We start from the raw sequence: 15,748 nt of genomic DNA, 5'->3' as shown, positions 1-15,748 counted from the left end.
TTCTAACCTTTCACGCCGGAGCCGATATCGGTGGAGACAAAGTGTCGTTGGAAAACAATGAAGAGCAGGACCGCCGGGGCTGCGAGCACGCAGGCTCCGGCGAGGACGGCCCCGAAGGGATTGGCCGCGGTGGCGGCCACATTGCTGATGTAGTTGGCCAGCGCAACGGCGAGGGGCTGCATCGAGGCTTCCTTGGTGACGAGGAACGGCCAGAGGAACTCGTTCCACGGTCCGATGAACGTCAACAGCACGACGGTCAGGATCGCCGGCCGCACGAGCGGGATCGCGATCTTCGTCAGCACGGTGACCTCGCCGGCCCCGTCGATCCTCGCCGCGTCGAACAGGTCCCGGGGAACCTGCAGGAAGTACTGGCGGAAGATGATGACGGCGGTCGAGTTGATCGCGAACGGGAGGATCATGCCGAGGTAATTGTCGGCGAGCCCGTAGTCCCGGGCGATCATGACGTAGAGCGGGATCATCAGCAGCTGGAACGGCACGACCTGCACCAGGAGCACGAGTGCGAAGGTGACCCCGCGACCGCGCCACTGCAGCTGGGCCAGCGCATAGCCGACGAGCACTCCGAACAGGAGGGTGCCGACGATGACGCCGCCGGTGAAGATGCCCGAGTTGAGCAGGCCCCGCATCAGGTTGATCCGGCTGTTGATGTCGGTGTAGTTCTCGAGGGTCAGGTTGGCCGGGTTCGGGAACGCGCCGCCCGGTGTCGAGTCAGGCGAGGCCTGCAGCGAACCGATGATCATGTAGTAGAACGGGAAGAGGAACGCGACCGCGCCGACCGTCAGGACGACGCCGCGGAGGATGTTCTGGCCGCGGCTCATGATTCGTCACCTCCCGCAATCTTGCGCTGGATGAACGCGATGATGAGGACTCCGATCACGAGCACGATTCCAATCGCCGAGGCAGTGCCGGGGTGGCCCTGCTCGATGCCCTTCTGGTACATGAGCAGCACGGGCGAGGTGGAGGCCCCGTTCGGGCCGCCGCCGCCGGTGAGGAGGTACGGCTCGGTGAAGAGGTTCGCGCCGGTCACGGTCGAGAGCAGGAGCACGAGCACCGTCGCGGGTCGCACGCCGGGGATCGTGACGGAGAAGAAGCTGCGCAGGGCGCCGGCGCCATCGGTCGACGCGGCCTCGTAGAGCTCCTTGGACACGCTCTGCAGCGCGGCGAGGTAGAGCAGGATGTAGAAACCCAGCTGCTTCCAGGTGACGAACAGGGCGATCGTGGGCATGGCCCAGGTCGGGCTGATCAGCCAGGACGGATCAGGGGCGAGCGGGCCGAGCAACTGGTTGACCAGGCCGCTGCCGCTGAACAGGAACAGCCACACGCCGACGACCGCGACGCTGGCGGTCACGTACGGCACGTAGTAGGCCACGCGCAGGAACGTGCGGCCGTGGACGGCCTTGTTGAGGGCGGTCGCGAGCACGAGGGAGAGCACCACGGTCAGCGGCACGTTGATCAGCAGGAAGATGCCGACGTTGCCGAACGAACGGATCACGGCCGGGTCGGAGAGCACCTCCTGGAAGTTGGCGAGTCCGACGAACGGACGGTCGACCTGGGCGCCGGGTGCGGCGAAGAAATAGTCGTGGAACGCCATGTACACGGCGAAGACGAGCGGATACGCGAAGACGACGATGACGAAGACGAGGTACGGCGCGCTGAGCAGGAGCCCGATCGGGTTCTTGCCCAGGAGCGGGCGGTGGCGGGGGCCCCGCCCGCCGGGAGATCGAGTGGATCTCCCGGCGGCCGGCTTCGCTGTTGCGGTGGTGGACATCGGCAGTCGCTACTTCGTCGCGACCAACTGGTTGATCTTCTCGGCTGCGCCGGCAAGGGACTTCTTCACGTCACCCTCGCCGAAGATGACCGACTTGGAGTAGGCGTCGCGGAAGTCCTGCCACACCTCGACCGAGTTGGACACGTTGGGAACCTCGACCGTGCGAGCGGCCTGGTCACCGAACTGCAGGTAGGCCGGGTTGGCCGTGAAGTACGCCGGGTACGCGGTCGGCAGGTCGGCGCGGATCGGCATCTGGCCGGTCAGGTCGAGGAGCTGGCCGTCCTGAGCCTTGCTGGTCGAGAACTTCAGCACGTCCCAGGCGGTGGCCTGGTTCTTGCACGACGAGTACATCGCGACGTTCTTGGCATCACTGAACGTGTAGGTCTTGTCGGCCGCAGTGCCCGCGCTGGTGGGAACGGGCACCGCACCCCAGTTGACCTTGTCCTTGTAGACCGGCACGGCCCACGGGCCGACGATCGACATGGCGGCGACGCCGTCAGCGAAGGAGTCGCTCTGGTACTTCTCCTTGCTCGCGAGACCCTCGGTGTACAGGGTCTTCCAGAACTCGGCGACCTTCACGCCGGTGGCGTCATCGAAGGTGGCCTTGCCGTTCTCGACCAGCTGCGTGCCGCCGCTCTCGGCGGCGTAGAGCGGGTAGAAGTCGAACCAGCTCTGGTAGAACTCGCTCGTCGGCGACGGGAAGATCGCGTTCTTGGCCGCGCCGCTTGAGACGAGGGTGCGGGCAGTGGCCAGGAATTCGTCGTAGGTGGCCAGCGACGGGTTCTCGGCGTCGAGCCCGGCCTTGGTGAACATGTCCTTGTTGTAGAAGATCATCACGGGGTTGGACTTCCACGGCATCTGGTAGAACTTGCCGTCATCGCTCTTGTACTGCGCGGCGTTGTCACCGCTGCGGTCTTCGATGTAGGAGGCGCCATCCTTGAAGCTGCTCAGGTCGACGAGTCCACCCTGCTTCTGGAACTGCGGCACGGCCACGGGGGCGGTGTTGTAAATCAGGCAGGGGGCGTTCCCGGCGGTGATCGCAGCGCCGATGACTTCCTCGCTGCTCTTGCCGGCCGGAATCTCCTGCGCCTTGACCTTTTCGTTCGGGTGGTCTGCGTTCCAGGCCGTCACCATCTGCTTGCCCCACTCGATCTCGCTCGAGTTGTTCGAGTACCAGATCGTGATCGGGCCGCGCGCCGTTCCGGCGTCGCCACTCGTCCCGCCGGAGGCGCAGGCGCCGAGCGCCAGTACCACGGTGGCCGAAGCGGCCGTGACGGCGAGGATCCGCCGGGTCAATCCCTTGCTGTGCATTTCTTTCTCCATTTCCTTGGATCGCAGCAGCCCTGCTGCGGGTACATTCGTGGGTCGGTAGGTGGTACGGCGGGTAAGCGGGTAAGCGGGTAAGTCGGTGCGGGCCGGGGTCGGTGAGCGCCGGTCAGTGCCGGGCCGGCGGAGCGGCCGAGCCGCGGATGATGAGCCTGGCGGCCGGCAGGTCCACGTCATCCGCGCGGCCGTGCTCCATCAGGTGAAGCAGGGTCGTCGCCGCGGCGCGGCCCCATACCGCGGGCGCGGCGCTGACGGTGGTCAGCGGCGGGAACACATAGCGGCAGAAGTCGATGTCGTCGAAACCGGTGATCGAGAGGTCCTCCGGAATCCGGATGCCGAGCTCGTGCGCCACGCCGAGGCCGGCGATCGCCATCGGGTCGTTGGCGTAGACGATGGCGGTCGGCCGGATCGCCTGGCCGAGCAGCCGGCGGGTGGCGTCCGAGCCGGCCCCCACCGAGAAGTCGGTCTCCACGGTCTGCCCCTCCGGCAGCCCGGCGGCCGCCATCGCCGCCGCGAAGGCCTCGCGGCGACGGGTGCCGTGCAGCAGGTTCGGGCTGCCGGCGACGTGCGCGATCCTGCGGTGACCGAGCTCCGCGAGGTAGCGAACGGATGCCGTGACCCCCGGTGTGTCATCGACGGTGACCGCGGGGTACGGGCTGTCACCGTCGGGGCGGCCGAGGGTGACCGCGGGCAGGCCCAGTTCGGTGAGTAGCGGGATGCGGGCGTCGTTGTGGCGCAGGTCGCTGAGGAAGACCCCGTCCACCCGCCCGTCGGCGACCAGCGACCGGTAGGTCTGCAGCTCGGTCTCCTCGTCGGGCACCACGCTGAGCACGAGGGCCCGGCGTTCGGTGGAGAGGATCGATTCGACGCCGGCGATGAACGACGGGAAGAATGGGTCGGAGGCGAGAACCTCCGGGTTCCGGGCGATCACCAGGCCGAGCGCGAATGAACGCTGGGTGGAGAGCGAACGAGCCCGCAGCGACGGCTTCCAGCCCAGGTCCTGGGCAACCTGGAGGATGCGCACCCGGGTTTCCGCGCCGACGCCCGGTCGGTTGTTCAGGGCGAAGGAGACAAGACCCTTGCTCACGCCGGCGGTCCTGGCCACATCGGCGATGGTCACCTTGTCAGCACTCACGGGGTCTCCTCATTGATCGCCAGCCGCGGATTGCAACCGCGGACTGAACCGGTTTAGTTAACTATACCGGTTTAGTCGACGGCGTCAAGAAGATTTCCCGCAGTCGCGGCCCACGAGCCATCCGCTGCCATTCCTGATGATTTCTCAGCTTGATATCATGAGCAGGTGTCACGGTATTCCCACCCATCGGAACCTCAGGAGTCAACATGAAAACCGCTGTTCGCTCTCACCCGATACATCGATCCACGCCCGGCCGCATCGCGATCGCTGCGGCCGTGATCGGGCTCTCCTTCGCCGTCGCGTCCCCGGCGCTGGCCGACGATTCGAACGACCGCCAGACGCGCTTTCCCGAAACCATCACCCTGCCCAACGACGCTGTCGCCGGCGATCTCGGCTTCCGGCCGGAGGGAATCGTGGTGAAGGGGAACACGGCCTATGCCGGCTCCCTGGTCGACGGCACGATAGTCACCGCGAACCTCCGAACCGGTCAAACCGCACCCCTGGTCGCTGCCGACGGCGACCCGGCGGTCGGCCTCAAGATCGCCGGTCCTCTGCTCCTCGTCGCCGGCGGGCCCTCAGGCGAACTCCGCGCCTACGATCACCGGTCCGGCAAGGAGGTCGCGGTTCGCCACATCCCGGAAGCCGGGTTCGTGAATGACCTCACCGTCGCCGGCGACACCGCCTACTTCACCGACTCCCAGCGGGCCGTGATCTATGCGCTCCCGGTGGACGGAGACACCGTCGGCGAGCCGCGGGAGATCCCGCTCGGCGGTGACTTCGCGCTCGCACCTCCAGGCTCCTTCAACGGGAACGGCATCGCCGTGTTCGACGAGGACACTCTCATCCTGGGGCAGTCCGCCGATCCGGACGGCTCGGGCAGCGCCCTGTACCTGGTCGACGTGTCCAACGGTGAGGCCACCCGGATCACAATCACGGGTGGTGACGTGACCGCCGCCGATGGGCTGCTGCTCCAGGGCCGCACGCTCTACGTCGTCCAGAACCGCGAGAACAGCATCGCCCAATTCCGCCTGTCCTCGGACGGAACGGAGGCGAGGTTCGTCCGTACCCTCACGGATCCTGATTTCGACGTCCCCACCACCATCGACTTCGGTCCGCGCGGCGACCTGTACGCCGTCAACGCGCGGTTCGGAACCCCGGGCACAGACTCCGTGGCCTACGAGATCGTGCGCGTCCAAAGGTAGGGCAGGTGTGCCGGGAACGGGGGAGTCCGCCCTCGACCCGCCCGGGCCCCGGAACCCATTGAAGGCCGCTGCGGGCAGGCCTATGGTGAATCCACCATGGACTGGTTCACTGCGGGAGACTACGAGATCGCGCGGCAGGTTTTGCAGCGCGGCGTTGCCGCGTGCTACCTGATCGGCTTCATCTCGGCCGTCAACCAATTCCCGGCCCTGCTCGGAGAGCACGGTCTGCTCCCCGTGCCGGGATTCGTCTCCCGCATCACTTTCCGGCAGTCGCCGAGCCTGTTCCACTGGCGGTACTCCGACCGGATGCTGCGGGTCCTGGCCTGGTCCGGCGCGGCCCTGTCCGCCCTGCTGGTGGCCGGGCTGCCGCAGCTCGGACCGCCCTGGCTGCCGCTGGTCGCCTTCCTGCTGCTCTGGGCCGGTTACCTGTCCATCGTCAACGTCGGCCAGACGTTCTACTCGTTCGGCTGGGAGAGCCTGCTGCTCGAGGCCGGCTTCGTGATGGCCTTCCTCGGTTCGAACGAGGTCGCCCCGCCGATCACCGTGATCATCTTCTGCCGCTGGCTGCTGTTCCGGCTCGAATTCGGCGCCGGGATGATCAAGATCCGCGGCGGGCGGGAGTGGCGCGACCTGACCGCACTGTTCTACCACCACGAGACCCAGCCGATGCCGAACCCGGTCAGCTGGTTCGTGCACAACCTGCCGAAGTGGTTCCACCGCGGCGAGGTCATCGGCAATCACTTCGCGCAGCTCGTGGTGCCGTTCTTGCTCTTCGCGCCCCAACCGGTCGCATCCGTCGCCGCCGTGGTCATCGTGCTGACCCAGCTCTGGCTCGTGTTCACCGGCAACTTCGCCTGGTTGAACTGGGTCACGATCGTGCTCGCCTTCTCCGCCATCGACGACAACGCGTTCCGCGCCGTGCTGCCCGGGATCCCGGCGCCGGCCGAGTCCCCGGCCGCACCGATCTGGTTCGTCGCGGTGGTGCTGGCCGCCACGCTCTTCCTGCTGGTGCTCAGCTACCGGCCCTTCCGCAACCTGTTCGCCCGCCGGCAGCTGATGAACGCAAGCTTCAACCGCTACCACCTGGTGAACGCCTACGGTGCCTTCGGCACGGTCACCAGGGAACGGTTCGAGGTTGTCGTCGAGGGCAGCGACGCGGCCGACCCTGGCGACGAGACCGGCTGGCTCGCCTACGAGTTCCGGGGCAAGCCGGGGGCACCGGGGCGGATGCCGCGCCAATTCGCTCCCTACCACCTGCGCCTGGACTGGCTCATGTGGTTCCTCGCCCTGGGCGCACGCGACACCCGCTGGTTCGAGACCTTCCTGGTCCGGCTGCTCGAGGGCGACCGCCCCACCCTGCGGATGCTGCGGGTGAACCCGTTCCCGGATGCCCCGCCCCGGCAGATCCGCGCCCGCGTCTACCTGTACCGGTTTTCGACCCCGGCGGAACGCCGGGCCTCCCACGACTGGTGGATTCGATCGGAGGTCGGCCTCCTCGTCGCGCCGGTGTCCCTCGCCGGTCGGGCCCGTGCCTGACGTCAACGTCGTGGGGGCCGGGCCCAACGGGCTCGCCGCGGCGGTGGTGCTGGCCAGGGCGGGGCTCTCTGTGCACGTCACCGAGCTGGCCGGAACGGCCGGCGGGGCGCTCCGCACCGAAGAACTGACCCTGCCCGGGTTCCGGCACGACGTCGGCTCGGCGGTGCACCCGGCGGCGCTCGCCTCCCCGTTCTTCCTCGCGTTCGGGCTCACCGCCCGAGTGCCGTTCATCATCCCGGAGGTGTCCTACGCGCATCCCCTCGACGCCGCGCGGGCGGCCGTGGCCTACCGCAGCCTGGACCGCACGGCGGACGGACTCGGTCGGGGCGGACACGCCTGGGCCCGGCTGTTCCAGCCGGTGCTCAACCGCCTCGACGGCGTCGTCGCCCTGACTGGCAACCAGCTGCTCCGCTGGCCCGACGACCCGGTCGCTGCCCTCGTCTTCGGCCTGCGGGTCGCAGGCCTCGGCACGGAACTCCAGCGCGGGATCCTCCGCGGCGAGTCGGCGCAGGCACTGTTCGCCGGGGTGGCCGCACACGCGCCCGGGCGCCAGCCGTCGCTGGCCACCGCCGGCGCCGGGCTGCTCCTCGCCGCTCACGCCCACGCGGCCGGCTGGGGCTACCCGGTCGGCGGGTCGCAGGCCATTGCCGACGCGATGGTCGCCGACATCATCGTGCACGGGGGCCGGTTCGACCTCGGCCGGGAGGTGCGGGTCCCCGGCGATCTGGCGCCGGCCCGGGTGACCCTGCTCGACACCTCACCGGCCTTCCTGGACCGGTTCGCCGGGGATTCCCTGCCGACCGGGTACCGGCGGGCGCTGGCACGCTTCCACTACGGCAGCGGGATCGCGAAGCTCGACGTCGCCCTGTCCGGCCCGGTACCGTGGGCGAACCCCGAGCTCGTCCTCGCGCCGACGGTTCACCTCGGCGGCAGCCGGGCCGACGTGATCGGAGCGGAACGGGAGGTGGCGCGCGGGCGGTTGCCGGAGCACCCGTTCGTGCTGGTCACCCAGCCGAGCGTGCTCGACTCGACCAGGGCGCCGAACGGACGGCAGGTGCTCTGGGCCTACACGCATGTTCCGCCGGGGTCGGATGCCGACCGGTCGGAGGCCATCGTGCGGCGGATCGAGGAGTTCGCGCCCGGGTTCCGGGACACCATCCTGGCGACCGCATCCTCCACCGCGCGGGGGATGAGCCAGGTCGACCCGAACCTCGTCGGCGGGGACATCCTCGGCGGGCAGGTCACCCTGCGGCAACTCGTCAAACGGCCGGTGGTGTCGACCCGGCCGTGGAAGACGCCCGTGCCCGGCCTCTACCTCTGCTCGGCATCGACGCCGCCCGGACCGGCCGTACACGGCATGAACGGCTGGCACGCGGCCACCCTTGTCCTGCGCGACGAGTTCGGCATCCGGGAATCGCCCGCCCTGGCGCCGTGAACCGCCTGGCACCGGGCCTCGGCGCTCAGTCGTCGTCGGGCAGCCAGGAGGCTTCGCCCGGCTCGCCCAGCCGGGTGGCGCGCAGCTTGTCGATGTCCCGCCGCTCGCGCTTCGTCGGCCGCCCGGCACCGCGGTCGCGCATCGGCACCAGGGCCACCTCTTCGCGGGGCGGCGGCGGGGGAGTCTGGTCGACGAAGCACTCGACGGCCACCGCGGCACCCACCCGCTTGCTGACGATCCGGGAGACGATCAGGATGCGGTCGAAACCGTTGCTGCGCACCCGCACCTCGTCACCGATCCGCACGGGCTGCGCCGACTTGGCGCGGTCGCCGTTCACCCGCACGTGCCCGGCCCGGCAGGCGGCCGTGGCGGACGAACGGGTCTTGAACATGCGCACCGCCCAGGTCCAGCTGTCGACGCGGGCGGTCATCACGGGGTCCATCCCTCGACTCTACGACCACGGACTCGGCGACCACGCCGGGGCGCCGCAGCGGGGCCGGTTCAGCGGCCGACCAGCACCCAGCCGATGAGCAGCATCGTGACGAGGAAGCCGGTGACGAAGTTGAGCCAGAGGAATCGCTTCCAGCCGGCGTTGGCGGCCTCCGCGCGGCCGTCCGTGATCGACCGGAATGGCCAGGCCGCCACGATGTAGGGCACCGCGAGCACGACGGCGAGGGCTCCCGGCCAGCCGGCGCCCAGCATCAGCAGCCCGGCAACGGCCCAGAGGGCGATCGCGAGACGCACGGTGCGTGCCGCACCGAGGGCGGTGGCGATCGAGGCGATCCCGCCCTCCCGGTCCGGTACGACATCCTGCACCGCGCCGAAGGCGTGGCTGGCCATGCCCCAGAAGAAGAAGGCCACGAGGAGGGCCAGCAGGCCGGGGGTGACGGTGGCTCCGGCGACGATGAGGCCGTACACCGCCGGGCTCACGAAGTGCGTGCTCGAGGTCATCGAATCCACGAACGGACGTTCCTTGAACCGAAGCCCGGGCACCGAATAGGCCACGACCGCGAACAGGCTGATCGCCAGCACGAGCCAGGACAACGGATGCTGCGCCCCGGCGAGCACGAGCATCGCGACGAGCACGGGCACCGCCGTCAGCACCCCGGCCGCAAGCACGGTGCGGTGCAGGCCCGGGTCGAGCATCGCCCCCTCGACACCGCCCTTGCGCGGGTTGCGCAGGTCGGATTCGTAGTCGAAGACGTCATTGATGCCGTACATCAGCAGGTTGTAGGGGATCAGGAAGAACAGGGTGCCCACCACGAGGAGGGCATCCACCCGCCCGGTCGTCACGACGTAGGCGGCCGCGAACGGGAACGCGGTGTTGATCCAGCTCAGTGGGCGGGAGGACAGCAGCACCTGCCGGGTCTTCCACAGCGTCGACGTGGCCATCTCAGTCATCCGTTCTCCCCAACAGTGCCCAGAGCGCCGGCAGCAGGAGCGCCGCGGCGACCGGGTAGGCGAAATCCTCGATCGGGGCAAGGCCGAGGCGGAGCCCGTTGATCCGGTCCGGATCGTAATCGACCAGCCCGATCCCGATCATAATGTTGTCGAAGACCGCTGTGAGCACCAGCACGCCGAGGAGCGCGATCGCCAGTGACGGCAGGATCCGCCGGTACCCGGGCCGGAGCCGGACTGCGACGGCGGCGACCACGGCGGCAACGAGGAGGAACACGGCGTTCAGCAGCAGGTAGGTCACCGGTGCGGCCGCAGCCTCGCGGTGCGCGCGTCCCGCAGCAGCCGCGCGCCCTGCACGGCGTTCATCGTCAGGTAACAGAGGAAGGCGAGGAAGAAGAACTCCTCCAGCGGCAGCTCAGGGGCCAGCTGCAGGCCCGTCATCAGCGTCGTCTCGCCTCGGTAGAAGATGCCGAGGCCGATCCCGGCCAGGTCCCAGGCCAGGAACAACACCAGGCCGGCACCCAGCACGATCGCGGCGCGTTTCGGTCCCCGCCAGAAGAACAGCCGGAAGCGCCGGTCGAGCAGCACCATCGCGCCGAGCGACACGAGCAGGGTGAGCAGGTAGGCGAACGTCACTGCGTTTTGGACTGCGTCGGCGACGGCGTTTTCGGCGCCGCTGCCGGCCGAGGCCGCGCAAGCGGTTCCGGCAGCGGCCCCGTGCTCGTGTCCGCTCGAACCCGCTTGAGCAGGATCTCGGCACTGATCAGGCACATCGGCAGGCCGATCCCGGGGATCGTCGTACCGCCCGCGTAGAACAGGCCGTCGATCTTCGAGGAGGCGTTCGAGCCGCGCAGGAACGCGCTCTGACGCAGGGTGTGCGCGGGGCCGAGGGCGCCGCCGTGCCAGGAGTTGAGGTCCTCCGCGAAATCGGCCGGGCCCACCGTGCGCCGCACCACGATCCGTTCGGCCAGGTCGGGGATCCCCGCCCACTCGCTGAGCTGGGCGATCGTGTCGTCGGCGATCTTCTCGATCGCCGCGGAGCCGGCGCCGTCGACGCCGCCGCGGCCGAGGCCGGGGTCGGCGGGAATCGGCACCAGGAGGAACATGTTCGAGTACCCGTCCGGGGCCACTCCGGGGTCGGTCACGCTGGGCAGGCAGGCGTAGAACGACGCCGGCGAGGCGACGCTCGGCTTCTTGCCGAAGATCCGGCCGAAGTTCTCGCCCCAGTCCCTGGTGAAGAACAGGGTGTGGTGCTCGAGCTGGGGCAGTTCGCCCCGGATGCCGAGCATCACCAGCACGGCGCCCGGCCCCGATACCCGCTTCTGCCACCAGCGCTCGGGGTAGGTCTGCTTGCCGGCCGGCACGAGCTCGGTCTCGGTGTGGTGCAGGTCGGCGGCGGAAACGACCTGGTCGGCGTCCAACTCGACGATGGTGCCGTCGAATGTCTGGTAACTGACCCCGGTCACGGCGCTCTTCACGCCGTCCGTGGTGCGGATCCGGGTCACCCGGGCGCCGGTGATCACCTGGACGCCCTCCGCCACGGCGATGTCGGCGATGCTGTCGATCAGCCTGGTGAAGCCGCCCTGCGGGTAGAGCACCCCGTCGGCGAGGTCGAGATGGCTCATCAGGTGGTACATCGACGGGGTCTGGTCGGGGGAGGAGCCGAGGAACACGGCCGGGTAGCCGAGGATCTGCCGCAACCGCGGGTCCTTCAGATAGCCGGCCGCGAACTTGTCCAGCGGCTGCAGGAGCAGGCGTGCCAACCGGCCGAGCCGCGCCAGCACATCCGGCACCAGCAGGGGCCGGAACGACGCGAAGGTGGTGTAGAGGAAGCGTTTCACGGCCATCTCGTAGGTCTCTTTTGCCGAGACGAGGTACCGGTCGAGCGCCGCGCCGCCACCGGGCTCCAGGCGTTCGAAGAGACGGATGTTGTCGGCCCGGTCGGCGGCGATGTCGACCGGCTCCGGCTGGTCCTCGAAGTAGACCCGGTAGCCGGGGTCGAGCCGGGTCAGGGTGAACTGCTCGGCCGTGCTCGTGCCGAAGAGGCGGAAGAAGTGGTCGAACACCTCCGGCATCAGATACCAGCTCGGCCCGGTCTCGAACCGGAAGCCGTCGACGTTCCAGGAGCCGGCGCGTCCGCCGAGGCCGTCCTGCGCCTCGAGCAGGGTGACGTCGTGGCCGTTCCGGGCGAGCAGGGCGGCGCTGGCGAGCCCCGCGATACCACCGCCGATGACGACTGTGTGCGGGGTTCCGTTCGTCATCGTTTCCACGCCTGGGGGCCGAACGATGCGCCGAGGGCAATCATGATCTTCTCCGGATCCGGCACCCGCACTCGGGCGCTCATCAATTCTCGTGCGGGGGTTGCCCGCAGTTTGGTGGACAGGCGGGCGAACAGCCCGTGGGCCGCGGTGACGGCGCGCCGGCTTCCCCGTGGAAGCATCGGGAGCACCCGTTCGGCCGCGGCGAGGTCCGCGTCCATGTCATCGAGGAGCACGTTCTTCTCCTCGTCCGTCATCGTGAGCATGCTCACTCCGGGGAAGTAGTTGCGGCCGAGGGCGTCCCGGTCCGCGGCCAGGTCCCGGAGGAAGTTCACCTTCTGGAACGCGGCGCCGAGGCTGCGGGCGCCGGTCTCCAGCACGGCGAGGTCGGCCTGCGTGCGCGGCGTGTCCTGGATGAAGCAGCGCAGGCACATCAGCCCGATCACCTCGGCGGAACCGTAGATGTATTCGGCCACGCCGACCGCGTCGAACGGGGTCTGGTCGAGGTCCCGGCGCATCGAGGCGAAGAACGGCGCGATCAGGCCGGTTTCGATCCCGGTCTCCCGTGCGGTGGCGGCGAAGGCGTGCACGACCAGGTTGGTGCTGAAACCGCGGGTGATGGCCTGGGTCGTTTCCCGTTCGAGGCCGTCGAGCAGCGCCCGCTGCTCATCGACGCTCAGTCCGGCCTGGCTGGCCGCTCCGTCGACGATCTCGTCGGCGATCCGCACCAGGGCGTAGATGGTGCGGACCTGGCTGCGCACGCGGGGTTCCAGCAGGCGTGCGGCCAGGCCGAACGAGGTGGAGTAGTGGCCGATCACTGTCGCCGAGCTGGCGCGGGCCGCCCGGTTGTAGATGCCGATCTCGGTCTTCGGTGCGGGGGTGCGGCGGCTCATCGCGTGCGATTCACGGCCGTGCTGGCCAGCGTCGTGAGGTGGCTGCGCAACGGCTCCGGGATGACCGGGGTATCGAGGGCGGCGACGGCGCGGTCGGCGTGGCTCCGGGCCAGTTCATCCGCGGCGTCGAGCGCCCCGCAGTCCCGCAGTCGCTGCCTCACCTCCGCTGCCTCCTCCTCGGAAAGGTCGGCCTTGCCGATGAACGGCGCGATGTCGGGCCAGGCCGCGGTCGCGCCGGCGTGGGCGGTCAGGGCGGTCTGCTTGCCCTCGCGCAGGTCGGAGACCACGCTCTTGCCCGTCTTCGCCGGGTCACCGAACACACCGAGGATGTCGTCGGTCAGCTGGAAGGCCACGCCGATCAGCCGGCCGAATTGCCCCAGCACGCTGATTGCCTCCGTCGACGCGCCGGCCAGGACGGCCCCGGCCTGCAGCGGGGCCTCGAACGAGTACACGGCCGTCTTCTGCTCGAGGGTGAAGACCACCTGTTCGACCGACAGCGGTTGCTTCGACGTCGTGTTCGTTACGTCGGCCAGTTCGCCCGCGGCGCTGACGAACACGGCGCGGTCGAGCAGGTCGAGCAGCCGGCCGCGGAGTTCCCGTTCGACCGGCAGCATCGCCAGGGCCCGATGGGCCTCACTGAGGGCAAGGTCGCCGGCGAGGATGGCGGCGGTGGCGGCCCAGGTGTCCGCCTGGGTGCTCACTGCCCCGTGAGCGAGCGCCCGTTCGGTGAACCGGCCGGCGATGTTGGCCACGCCGCGCCGGGCCAGGTCGCGGTCGATCACGTCGTCGTGGATGACGAAGGCGGTGTGCAGCAGTTCGAAGCTCACCGCGACCGGTGTGGCGAGGCTGAGGTCGGTGCCGCCGAGTCCGGTGAACGCGGCCAGGACGAGCGCGGGTCGCACTCGTTTTCCTCCGGTGCTGGCCTGTTCCAGGCAGTCCCAGAGCGCGACGTAGTGCTCGCCGTAGTCACTCGCACGCAGCCGGGACGCGGCGAAGAATCGTTCCAGTTCCGTGCCGACCCCGATGGTCGCGATGTCAGGTAGCAAAGCCGGTCAGCTCCTTCAATTGAAGTCCCAGCCAGGGGCTGAACGCCCACGGCAGGTCCAGGACCGAGCGGCGGAGCGTGGCCGGGTCGACCCAGGCGAACTCCACGACCTCGTCGGGGTTCGGAATCGGGTCCCCGCTGGCGATGGCGAGGTAGACCGGGCAGATCTCGTTTTCTACGATTCCGCTGCTGTCCACCGCGCGGTAGCGGAAATCGGGGAGGGTCACCGTGACGTCGTCGAGGTCGAGGCCGAGTTCGAACCGGGCACGGCGGTCGATGGCGTCGGGTATCGATTCATGGGGGAGCGGGTGTCCGCAGAACGAATTGGTCCACACTCCGGGCCAGGTCTTCTTGGCCAGGGCCCGGCGGGTGATGAGCACCTGTCCGAGCGGATTCAGCACGTAGCAGGAGAACGCAAGGTGGAGGGGGGTGTCGGGACCGTGGATGGTGCTCTTCGGGGCCGTTCCGATGGCTGATCCGGTCTCATCGACGAGCACAACCTGTTCCGCGAGCAGTTCGATCTGCGCCATGACCGCCCCTTTCTGTCCTTGGATCCACGATACTCGGAAAAGTATCTAACTAGGTTAGCTAGTTGTGAGGCTAGCATGGGGGAATGTCATCACCAGCAGCCTCGCCAGCGCCGGGCGCCTATTGGGACGGCATGCACGGTGACGGCCCCGACAGCGCCGGCGCAGTGTTGAAGGCGGTTCGCGAATTCCGCGGAATGGATGCCTCCATGCGTCGCCGCACGCAGGCCGCGCTCGCCATCAACGAAACGGACCTGCTCGCCATTCGCCACCTGATCAGGGCCGAGCGCGCGGGGGAGTCGATCGGCCCGACCGAGCTAAGCGCCCGCCTCGGGATCACCTCGGCTGCCACGGCCAAACTTCTGTCCAGGCTGGCAAGCTCCGGTCACATCAGCCGGGAACCGCACGCCGTCGATCGGCGAGCCCAGGTCGTGCACGTGAGCCCGCGGGCCCACCGGGAGGTCAAGCGGGCGCTGGGCGGGGTGCACCAGCGGATGATCGACGTCGCGGACGAGTTGAGCGTCGCCGACCGGCGTGCCGTGATCGGATTCCTGCGGGAGCTGGGCGCAGCGATGACGCCGGACGAGTCCTCCTCGCCCGCGCGGCCGCACTAGCCTGACCGGCATCGCCTACGCTGGATCAGTGCCGACTCCCGCAGCAACCCATGTCACCACCCTCCTCGCCTCCTATCCGGACTTCCCCCAGCCGGGCATCCTGTTCCGCGACCTGAACCCCGTCTTCGCCGATGCCGCCGCATTCCGCGCCCTCATCGATGAGCTCGCCGGCCGGTTCGCGGGGGAGTTCGACGCCGTCGCCGGCATCGAGGCGCGCGGCTTCCTGCTCGCCGCGGCCGTCGGCTACGCGGCCGACGTCGCGGTGCTCGCCGTGCGCAAGGGCGGCAAACTTCCCGGCGCCGTCCTGAGCGAGGAATACGACCTGGAATACGGTTCGGCCTGCCTCGAACTCGAAATCGGCCAGCTCGCTGCCGGGTCCCGGGTGCTCGTCCTGGACGACGTGCTGGCCACGGGCGGCACGATCGCCGCGACCTCCCGTCTGATCGAGCGCGCCGGCTACGCCCTGGCCGGCGTGGGCGTGGTGCTCGAGCTCACCGAGCTCGCGGGCCGCGGCCGCCTCGGCGACGCCGCGGTGCATGCCATCGTGGCTCTCTGACCTGACCTGACCTGCCCTGACCTGACCTGCCCTGACC

The 15,748-nt window shown here is 69.1% G+C and carries 17 protein-coding genes; 5 read left to right on the top strand and 12 right to left on the bottom strand.

What is annotated here, in order from left to right; all coding sequences use genetic code 11:
* Positions 1 to 2: 2 nt before the first annotated feature.
* The 4 genes from E3O32_RS08590 to E3O32_RS08575 form a co-directional block, all read right to left on the bottom strand.
* Positions 3 to 836: a carbohydrate ABC transporter permease gene (locus E3O32_RS08590; protein WP_134508552.1), complete on the bottom strand. Its 834-nt coding sequence runs from the start codon at positions 834 to 836 to the stop codon at positions 3 to 5.
* Positions 833 to 1,786: a carbohydrate ABC transporter permease gene (locus E3O32_RS08585; RefSeq protein WP_134508550.1), complete on the bottom strand. Its 954-nt coding sequence runs from the start codon at positions 1,784 to 1,786 to the stop codon at positions 833 to 835. Before E3O32_RS08585 ends, E3O32_RS08590 begins: the two co-directional genes overlap by 4 nt.
* 9 nt (positions 1,787 to 1,795) lie before the next feature.
* Entirely contained in the window at positions 1,796 to 3,097 is a 1,302-nt protein-coding gene (locus E3O32_RS08580; RefSeq protein ID WP_420898101.1) for an extracellular solute-binding protein, read from the bottom strand.
* Between the two features lie 124 nt (positions 3,098 to 3,221).
* Positions 3,222 to 4,247, bottom strand: a complete 1,026-nt coding sequence (locus E3O32_RS08575) for a LacI family DNA-binding transcriptional regulator (RefSeq protein ID WP_134508548.1) — start codon at positions 4,245 to 4,247, stop codon at positions 3,222 to 3,224.
* 206 nt (positions 4,248 to 4,453) lie between these two features.
* Between E3O32_RS08575 and E3O32_RS08570 the strand changes: the two genes are divergently transcribed.
* The 3 genes from E3O32_RS08570 to E3O32_RS08560 all read left to right on the top strand — a co-directional run bounded on the left by E3O32_RS08570 (position 4,454) and on the right by E3O32_RS08560 (position 8,420).
* Positions 4,454 to 5,449, top strand: a complete 996-nt coding sequence (locus tag E3O32_RS08570) for an LVIVD repeat-containing protein (protein ID WP_134508546.1) — start codon at positions 4,454 to 4,456, stop codon at positions 5,447 to 5,449.
* Positions 5,450 to 5,545: 96 nt separating this feature from the next.
* Complete coding sequence (locus E3O32_RS08565) at positions 5,546 to 6,985, top strand: lipase maturation factor family protein (RefSeq protein WP_134508544.1); 1,440 nt, start codon at positions 5,546 to 5,548, stop codon at positions 6,983 to 6,985.
* The gene (locus E3O32_RS08560) at positions 6,978 to 8,420 is read left to right on the top strand and encodes a phytoene desaturase family protein (RefSeq protein WP_134508542.1); all 1,443 of its coding nucleotides are present in this window, start codon (positions 6,978 to 6,980) and stop codon (positions 8,418 to 8,420) included. The genes E3O32_RS08565 and E3O32_RS08560 overlap by 8 nt, the downstream gene beginning before the upstream one ends.
* A 25-nt stretch (positions 8,421 to 8,445) precedes the next feature.
* Here the strand turns inward: E3O32_RS08560 and E3O32_RS08555 are convergent, their stop codons facing one another.
* The 8 genes from E3O32_RS08555 to idi are packed head-to-tail and all read right to left on the bottom strand — an operon-like array spanning position 8,446 to position 14,544.
* Positions 8,446 to 8,862 (bottom strand): RNA-binding S4 domain-containing protein, encoded by a 417-nt coding sequence (locus E3O32_RS08555; protein WP_134508540.1) that lies wholly within the window; start codon positions 8,860 to 8,862, stop codon positions 8,446 to 8,448.
* A gap of 59 nt (positions 8,863 to 8,921) precedes the next feature.
* Positions 8,922 to 9,821 (bottom strand): prenyltransferase, encoded by a 900-nt coding sequence (locus E3O32_RS08550; protein WP_134508538.1) that lies wholly within the window; start codon positions 9,819 to 9,821, stop codon positions 8,922 to 8,924.
* Positions 9,814 to 10,119: a lycopene cyclase domain-containing protein gene (locus tag E3O32_RS08545; protein ID WP_134508536.1), complete on the bottom strand. Its 306-nt coding sequence runs from the start codon at positions 10,117 to 10,119 to the stop codon at positions 9,814 to 9,816. Before E3O32_RS08545 ends, E3O32_RS08550 begins: the two co-directional genes overlap by 8 nt.
* Positions 10,116 to 10,454 carry a lycopene cyclase domain-containing protein gene (locus E3O32_RS08540; RefSeq protein WP_134508534.1) on the bottom strand — a complete coding sequence of 113 codons (339 nt, stop codon included), beginning with the start codon at positions 10,452 to 10,454 and terminating at the stop codon, positions 10,116 to 10,118. The genes E3O32_RS08545 and E3O32_RS08540 overlap by 4 nt, the downstream gene beginning before the upstream one ends.
* Positions 10,451 to 12,079, bottom strand: a complete 1,629-nt coding sequence (crtI, locus tag E3O32_RS08535; protein WP_134508532.1) for a phytoene desaturase family protein — start codon at positions 12,077 to 12,079, stop codon at positions 10,451 to 10,453. Before crtI ends, E3O32_RS08540 begins: the two co-directional genes overlap by 4 nt.
* On the bottom strand, positions 12,076 to 12,969 hold the full coding sequence (locus E3O32_RS08530) for a phytoene/squalene synthase family protein (RefSeq protein WP_134508530.1): 894 nt from the start codon (positions 12,967 to 12,969) through the stop codon (positions 12,076 to 12,078). Before E3O32_RS08530 ends, crtI begins: the two co-directional genes overlap by 4 nt.
* The gene (locus E3O32_RS08525) at positions 12,966 to 14,015 is read right to left on the bottom strand and encodes a polyprenyl synthetase family protein (RefSeq protein ID WP_241974724.1); all 1,050 of its coding nucleotides are present in this window, start codon (positions 14,013 to 14,015) and stop codon (positions 12,966 to 12,968) included. Before E3O32_RS08525 ends, E3O32_RS08530 begins: the two co-directional genes overlap by 4 nt.
* On the bottom strand, positions 14,005 to 14,544 hold the full coding sequence (idi, locus tag E3O32_RS08520) for an isopentenyl-diphosphate Delta-isomerase (RefSeq protein WP_134508529.1): 540 nt from the start codon (positions 14,542 to 14,544) through the stop codon (positions 14,005 to 14,007). Before idi ends, E3O32_RS08525 begins: the two co-directional genes overlap by 11 nt.
* Before the next feature lie 83 nt (positions 14,545 to 14,627).
* Between idi and E3O32_RS08515 the strand changes: the two genes are divergently transcribed.
* Entirely contained in the window at positions 14,628 to 15,155 is a 528-nt protein-coding gene (locus E3O32_RS08515; RefSeq protein ID WP_134508527.1) for a MarR family winged helix-turn-helix transcriptional regulator, read from the top strand.
* Positions 15,156 to 15,183: 28 nt separating this feature from the next.
* Entirely contained in the window at positions 15,184 to 15,711 is a 528-nt protein-coding gene (locus E3O32_RS08510; protein WP_134508525.1) for an adenine phosphoribosyltransferase, read from the top strand.
* The last annotated feature ends 37 nt before the right edge of the window (positions 15,712 to 15,748 follow it).

The organism is Cryobacterium mannosilyticum (genome assembly GCF_004402705.1).
Lineage (GTDB): Bacteria > Actinomycetota > Actinomycetes > Actinomycetales > Microbacteriaceae > Cryobacterium > Cryobacterium mannosilyticum.
Note: the sequence above shows the minus strand (reverse complement) of the source record. Positions and strands in the feature narration are given on the sequence as shown.